At 54.5% G+C, this 7881-nt stretch carries 5 protein-coding genes; 2 read left to right on the top strand and 3 right to left on the bottom strand.

Annotated features, from left to right (window positions below; all coding sequences use genetic code 11):
- Positions 1–472 (bottom strand): hypothetical protein (locus Q8O92_08740; GenBank protein MDP2983402.1); only part of this gene is annotated, 472 nt, incomplete at its 3' end.
- 273 nt (positions 473–745) lie between these two features.
- Between Q8O92_08740 and Q8O92_08745 the strand changes: the two genes are divergently transcribed.
- The gene (locus Q8O92_08745; GenBank protein ID MDP2983403.1) at positions 746–1501 is read left to right on the top strand and encodes a methyltransferase domain-containing protein; all 756 of its coding nucleotides are present in this window, start codon (positions 746–748) and stop codon (positions 1499–1501) included.
- 398 nt (positions 1502–1899) lie between these two features.
- Positions 1900–3150: a hypothetical protein gene (locus Q8O92_08750; protein ID MDP2983404.1), complete on the top strand. Its 1251-nt coding sequence runs from the start codon at positions 1900–1902 to the stop codon at positions 3148–3150.
- Positions 3151–3157: 7 nt separating this feature from the next.
- Here the strand turns inward: Q8O92_08750 and Q8O92_08755 are convergent, their stop codons facing one another.
- Together Q8O92_08755 and Q8O92_08760 are read right to left on the bottom strand one after the other, a co-directional pair.
- Complete coding sequence (locus tag Q8O92_08755) at positions 3158–5416, bottom strand: heparinase II/III family protein (GenBank protein MDP2983405.1); 2259 nt, start codon at positions 5414–5416, stop codon at positions 3158–3160.
- Between the two features lie 193 nt (positions 5417–5609).
- Positions 5610–7881 (bottom strand): heavy metal translocating P-type ATPase (locus Q8O92_08760; GenBank protein ID MDP2983406.1); only part of this gene is annotated, 2272 nt, incomplete at its 5' end.

Here is a 7881-nt window from a genome sequence, read left to right on the forward strand (position 1 = left end):
CGGGAGTCCAGATGGTGCAGTGCAGGGCAATGAATCCCATGCCACGGTTGGTGACATTGTCGATAATGGTATTCTCAAGCTCATCGCTCATGTAGCCGTCAGTCGAGGGCAGCTTTTCACGGACAGGCTCGGGACTGAAGCCGGTAACCGGGCCGCCCCATCGGGTGATAATCAGAAGATCGGCGTCGCTTATCAGTTCGGGAGTCACATACCGGGCGTCGGTGGTTGAGAGAAAACGCCAGCCGGTTTTGCCAAAGACCCCACGGAGTTCCTGCTCCTGCCCGAGAGCATTGTGGAGCTGGTCGCCGCCAAGATAGACCACCTTGGTCTCTCCTTTGGCTTTAGGGCGAATTTGGGCCTGCGTGTGCGAAGAGATACCAGCGCGACCACCACAAGCGACAGTTGAGCCAGCCAGAGAAGCCAGCCCTGCTTTGAGAACAGTACGCCGCGTGGATTTTTGTAGTGAGAACATGAAAGACCTCCTTGGAAAGAAGAATACAGAAGACAGAAGAAAAGATTTTCCGCGTATGGATAAGGTTCATGATCATGTATAGATGCCGAAACAAGTTCGGCATGACACGTGTCATCCTGAACTCGTTTCAGGATCTATCTTTCTCTTTGCAACTTTACAGTATATATCATGCCCGGCGTCAAACAAAAAACTTTTTGAAAAAAAACCTTGCGTAATCGGAAGTAAACTGTTTCCTTCAAAAATACTCGATTTTTATACCACAGGATCATAAAGATGCGGAAACTTTTAAAATACATCGCCCCGAAATCATTCAATGACGGCCTCGCACGGTGCAACGCCCTGGGGAAAAAACTCATTCGCCGGACAAGAATAGAGCGTTTCCTCGATGTGGGATGCGGCGATGGGAAACTTACCCTGGAATTTGCCGAAATCGCCCGCGCGCACGAGATTTACGGCATCGAGTATGTCGACAGCATCTGCCGTATGGCGGAAGAAAAGGGCATCCGCTGCATCAGCCAGGATGTGAATGCGCCCTGGAGCTATGACAGCGATTTCTTCGACCTCATCCTTTCCAGCCAGAGCATCGAGCATGTCCACAACACCCGGCTCTACCTTGAAGAATGCCACCGAACTCTCCTTCCCGGCGGACAGGTCATTATCCTCACCGAAAACCTGTCATCCTGGGTGAACATCGGGGCGCTCGTGTTCGGCTGGCAGCCGTTCTCCACCACCAACATCAACGGCTGGAGCCTCGGAAACCCGCTTATCTGGCATGCAGACGAACCCCGCGACGAGGAATTCATGAACACCTGGCAGGCTAGCGGGGTAAGCGGCACTGTGGGGCATGTCCGCGTGCTGGCCTACAGGGGGCTAAAAGATCTGCTGGAAAAAGTGGGATTTCGAGAAGTGCGGGTGTACACGCGCGGCTATCTTCCGCTCTGGGGGCCGCTCTCCGACCTCTTGTGCGCCATCGACCGGAGGCACGGGCATTTTCTCGTGGGGACGGGGGTGAAAAGTTCTGAACCATGATTCGCTTGATTAAAAGATTATCTTGATTTTATGTTTTACGGTTATGTCATTTGGTAAGAATTATTAAAATGTTGCGCCGTGATTGCACATTTAGATCCTGAAACGGTTTTATCGTTCCCGCGAAGCGGCAACGAGTTCAGGATGACACGTGTCATGCCGAACTTGTTTCGGCATCTATATATGATAACAAACCTTATCTAATGACATACCAGGATTATGTTTTAATCATCATGGTAATCCTTGAATCCTATAAATCATGGTTCAGACATCCTCCTTGTCTCTGCGAGGAACAATTTTCTCTTTTTCTTGCTATTCCCCCCACTTTTGTATAGTTTTACGAATCTTTGATATTACTCCGGTATACACACAAGAATAGAATATGGCAGGCAAAAGGGAAAATGGCGATCTCTCACCGGCAGTTCCTCATGAGCGGCGGAATTTTCATCGTTCTGAACTTCATGAGCAACCTTTTCGAACTCGGATTCAACGGGATCACCGCCCGGCTTCCGGAGGGAGATTACGGTATCTACCGGGCGCTTTTCGTAATCTTTTTCATATTGACCGCGCCGCTTGCAGCTTTGCAGCTCGTGGTCAGCAAGGAGGTGTCGGCCCTCACCGCCCTTGACCGGTACGGCGAGGCGAAGAATTTCGTGGCGCGTTCGCTCCGTTATGTTATCCTGGCCGGCGGAGCGACCATGTTAATCGGACTTTCGATGTCCCCTCTCATAGCCGATTTTCTGAAAATAAAGTCTGTCCTCCCGGTAATCTATCTCATGCTGATCATCGGGTTCTATTCCCTTATTCCGGTGCTGTACGGCGCTATTCAGGGATTGCAGCGGTTCATCACCCTGGGACTGGTATCCATCTGCTGGGGGATCTCTCGTTTCACCATGGCTTTCCTTTTCATCATCATTCTGGCGAAGGGGCTGAACGGCGTCATGGCGGCGGTGGTTGCAGCGGTCATTATTACCGTAAGCATGGCTTTTCTTCCGATGCGGTCGTTCTTCCGCCTTCCCTCGAAAGCGATCAGTCCGGCGGAACTGAAAAAGGCTTTCACCTTCACCCTACCTATTGCGGCCACCCTGCTTACCTTCTCCCTTTTCCGGGGAATGGATATGGTGTGCGCCCGCAGATTCTTTTCACCTGAAGCCGCCAATGCTTATGCCTGTGCGGCTTTTGTGGGTTCGGCTTTTTTTACTCTTTCAGGGATTTTCATGGTTATGTTCCCGGTGGTGGCCGAAGAAAAAACCCTGATGCGCAACCCCATCCCGTTTCTCCTCCGCAGCGCCACCGTAGTCGCAGGCCTCTCCGGAATCGGAATCGCCATCGCCTGGTTTTTTCCCGGCCTGGTCATGATCATCTCGACCCAGGGAAAGATAATTCCCGGAGCGGAGCCTCTTATCCGCATTGTGGGACTGGCGGTGCTTCCGATTTCACTCGTGTATATCATGGCGAACTATTTTCTCGCTCAGCACATCTCCGGATTCATCCCGATTCTCGCAGGAGGAGCGATCCTGCAGGCGGCATTCATTCTTCTTTTCCTCTCCACCCCGTTACATCTGCTCTACAGCGTCGGCGCGGCGAATTTTTTCACCTTAAGCGGTATGTTTTTCTACCTTTTTCTCCATCACAAACCTTTTGCGAATTAAAAAAGACTCAGTCCGTCCCGAAAAGTCCCTTCTGGGGCATGATTTTGGTGGTCAGCGCACGGTTCACCAGGATTTTGCCTCCTTCACGGATGGCAATATGCCCGGAAGCGCCCCCCTCAGTTCCGAACACCACCTCCCAGGTGCGGGCGCCGCTGGAAAATTTCACTCCCACCTGTTTCCTATTCTTCACCAGTTCCGACTGCACCATCTTTGCCAGATTCAGGTCGCCGACCTGTATGAGGTGAAGGAACAGGGCTTCATTCTTTGATTCCGAAGGACTTACCTCCACACGCCACTGTCCGAGGAGCTGCGTGGTGTCGGGAGGTGAGTTGTGCGGCATGGGCCAGTTGCGCCCACCCGACCAGAATTGTTTTCCAGGTCCGCCGATCTTTGTCATCTCGGCCTTTTCCGGAAGAAGTGTTCGGGAAAAGAGTTTTCCCTGTCCCTGTGTCTCTGAAAATATGGAGTCATCTATCTGAGGTTCAGTGGCAGTATGAAGGAGCCAGGTCTTTTTGTATTCGGGTCTGGCCGACACCACACGGTCGAAAACTACGAAATAATCAGGGTGCAGAAATACGAACTGCCGGAGTGCCAGGCGGCATTTTTCAGCGGAGTAGCACCCGGTGGCGTCGCTTGCGACATAGGAATAATCATCATTGGTTTCAAACGCCGCCACCTTCGAACCCAGAAGCTCGTTCTGGCCGCCGTCGTTTGGCACCGGAAGATCCTCCTCTCCGGGTGCGGGTGCACCCCAGCGCTGGCCGCCTACAAATCCCTTTTCCGTCGATACAAAGCCGGCCCCCTTGTCCACATAGACAGGCAGAACCTCCCCAGGCATGGTGATGAGTATGCAGTTATGCGCCACCGTCCGTGGATAGTAATTCTGTGTGTGGATTCCGCCAGGCCGTGAGCCGGTATCCAAGGCGAGAAATCCCTTCTTGAAAATCAGGAACTGGTTGTTGTCCCAGTGCTTGTGCTGCTCTATGACCCCGCCCGCCATAAAGAGGGCATAGGTGTCATCCGGCCCGGGACCTGAGCGCATGAACACCTGCCCCATGTTTTCGAAATTACGGGCATGAGGCATAACTGTCGCCGGTCCCATGGCCTGGACATCATCCCTGCGCTCGGTCAGGAGAAATGGGAGATAGGGAAAGGAACCGTAGTTTCCTGTCGGGACCTGTCCGATCATCCACTTGGAGAATGCGGCGCACTTAGGGCTGCTATCCCCATAAAAATTAATGATCTGGAGGAGATGGGAGCGCATGTTGCTCAGGGAGAGCCGGTTTGTGGTATGGTAGGCGTCGCCCGCCCCGAATTCCAGCAGTCCCGGGAGCATGTTCCAGTAAAGGTAGCCGGGAAGGTAGGATGCGTAAGGCCAGTCCAGGGCGATATTCTTCCCTGTGGCGGAACGAAACGAATGGAAGAAATTATATTCCGCCCAGGGATACGCCGCCATCACATAGTTCATGCTCGCAGATGCGGAGCCGCCGTCATCTCCTGCGCCCTTGCGACGGTGAGCGAGAACCTCCATAAAGAGCCGATAGCCCTCAGAAAGGAAGGTTTCGGCACGGACATCATCGATTCCCTCGCCGAATGTGGCCAGCCCGGCATACCATAGAAGCGCCGGATTGCCGTAAAAACCGGTGGTCGAACGCGACCAGCTTTCCTGGGGAAGAAAGTGCGGCCTTTTCGTGGTCGGCTGAATATTCTCCACTTCATCGAGGAAAGGGAGCGCCAGGTCCTTTCTCTCCTGCGCCGAAAGGCGGTTGAAAATCCAGTCATAGGCCGCCCAGGCATTGGTCTGGTTGAAAGAGTACCAGTTCGCCGCTATCTTCTGTGCATATTGGTCCAGATAGTAATCGATGCTCTTTTTAAGGAGTTTCTTTGTTTTCACCAGATACGTGTCATCCCCGGTCACCAGGTACACAAAGGCCGCTTCAGCAGACTGTGTGCCGTAATCGCCCGGCTGAGCCTTGTCAGGGTCCAGCCGGTCTGCGCGCATTTTCATGTCATTGAAAAGTTTTGCCTCCTCGTTCAGCGCCCGTGCTTTTATCGCCGGGAAACTCTCAGAGTTGAAAAAAATACGGGGATGATCCTTCCGCAGCATGGATTTCAGATCATCAGGCGCTTTGACAGGGGCAGGAGGAAGCTGGGCCAGTCCCGGCGCGGCATATGCGAGAATACAAAGTCCAAAACCCAAAGCCAAAAGTCCAGAGTAAAAGGTTTTATTCTGTCTTTTGTCTTCCATCTTCTTTCTTTTTTTCATCCTCCATCCTCCATTTTTAAAGTCCAAAGCCCAAAATCAAAATCCTTTATTTTGCCTTCTGTTTTTTTAAACCTCGATTATCCATAAAAAGGTAATATTACGTTTTTCTCCGCTTTTTATAACCTCACCCCCAGTCCCCCTCTCCTAGTCAGGAGAGGGGGTAACTCTCGACAGGCCATATCTTTACCCTCTCCTAATTAGGAGAGGGTGGCCGAAGGCCGGGTGAGGTTTTCGATAGTGCGGAAAGCTCTGAAACACTTTTTCCCGGATATTCATCATTAATCCTTTTCTTGGCAAGCCTCAAACTGTTCAGCACGACCGAAACGCTTGAAAAAGCCATGGCCGCCGCAGCGAGCGCCGGATGCAGGTCCCGTATGATTCCCGGCAGCCATTGAACCGTATGGAGCGCTCCCGCTGCCACCGGGACCAGGGAAATGTTATAGAAGAACGCCCAGAAAAGGTTCTGACGGATCGTGCGCATGGTTTCCCGCGAGAGCCGTATCGCCCGTACCACCCCCATGAGCTCGCCGCCCACCAAAGTTACATCCGAAGCCTCCATCGCCACATCGGTCCCGGTTCCGAGGGCAATGCCTACATCCGCCAGGGCAAGCGCCGGAGAGTCGTTGATGCCATCGCCCACCATTCCCACCATTCTTCCCCCTTCACGGGCGGCGGCGACCGCATCAGCTTTCCGGTCCGGAAGCACCCCGGCAATTACCCGTTCTATCCCGACCCTTGCGGCGATGGTCCTGGCTGTCGCTTCATTATCTCCGGTGAGCATCACCGGCTCTACGCCCAGCATTTTCAGAAGGCTTACCGCCCCGGCGGCATCGGGTTTCTCACGGTCTGCCACAGCCAGAAGTCCCGCAAACCGGCCATCGATCAGAGCGGCCATGCAGGTTTTTCCTTCATGGGAAAGGCGGTCAGCTTCCTGCCAGACAGCAGGTTCCAGGTGAAGAAACTCATCGATCCAGGCGGGTTTCCCTACCCGGATGAGAGAGCCGCTCACCTGCGCTTCGATCCCCTTCCCCGCGATGGATTGAAACTGTTCCGGTCCGTGAACAATGCATCCCCTCTCCTGCGCTCCCTTTACAATCGCCCGTGAGACGGGATGCTCGGAGCCGGACTCCGCTCCAGCAATGAGACAGAGATCGCTCGCGACGTTTTCCCCGCCCGGGATGAAATCTGTGAGGATGGGCATGCCGACTGTGAGTGTGCCGGTCTTGTCGATCATGACTGTGGTGAGACGGTGGGCTTTTTCCAAAGCCTCGCTGTTTTTGAAGAGAATGCCCATCGATGCTCCTCTGCCGGTTCCGGCCATAACCGCGGTGGGAGTGGCCAGGCCGAGCGCGCAGGGACAGGCGATCACCAGCACTGCAACCATGCGGATCATGGCAGGCACGAATGCTCCCCCAACCACCCACCAGAGAATAAAGGTTGCAAGAGCGATAAGGATTATGGCTGGCACGAAAATGGATGCGGCGCGGTCGGCGATGCGCTGGATGGGGGCTTTGCTGCCCTGGGCCTGACGGACGAGGCGGATGACCTGGGCGAGAGCGGTGTCCTGCCCGACTCCGGTGGCCCGGATGCGGAGACGTCCCTGAATGTTGACAGTAGCGCCGAAAACCATTTCGCCTGCTGTCTTATCCACCGGAAGGGATTCGCCGGTCATCAGGCTCTCATCAACCGAAGAGCCGCCGGAGATCACTACGCCGTCCACAGGAATCCGCTCGCCGGGCCGCACCACCACGATGTTCCCCCGGAGAACCCGGTCCGCCGGGATGCTACGTTCGGCGCCGTTCTCTTCCACATGTGCCATGGCGGGCGCCAGGTCCATGAGCTTCCGGATGGCCTGCGCCGTGTGTCCCCGGGCGCGGGTTTCCAGAAGCTTTCCCAGTTTGATCAGTGTGATGATGAAAGCGGCAGTCTCGAAATAGGTATGCATTCCCAGGCCGGGAATGAGCAGCACCATGACTGAATAGAAATAGGCTGTCGAGGAGCCGAGGGCCACGAGTACATCCATGTTCGCGCTACGGCCAAGGATACTGCGGAAGCCGCCGGAGTAGAAACCCCGTCCGGTGTAAAACTGTACCGGTGTCGCCAGAAAGAAGAAGAGCCAGTTCACCCATGCGCCCTGCGCCCAGGTCCCGGCAAGGGAAAAATCGCGCGCCATGCTCAAAAGAAACAGGGGCAGAGTAAAAATTACTCCCACTGCGAAGCTTCGGCGCTCTCGCCTCAATTCGTGATCCCTGGCTTCTTTTTCGGCCTTGGCTTCCAGCTCACCCTGGCGGGGGATCACCAGGGTATACCCGGCGTTCTCCACTGCCTCAGCCATTTTTCCCGGGCCTGTAAGAGAAGGATCGTAGATGATATGGACGGTATCATCGGCCAGGTTCACCGAGGCGGATTCCACACCCGGCGCCTTTCTTTCGAGCGCCCGCTCGACTGCGGAGGCGCAGTTGGCG

It is taken from the genome of Candidatus Latescibacter sp., assembly GCA_030692375.1.
Lineage (GTDB): Bacteria > Latescibacterota > Latescibacteria > Latescibacterales > Latescibacteraceae > JAUYCD01.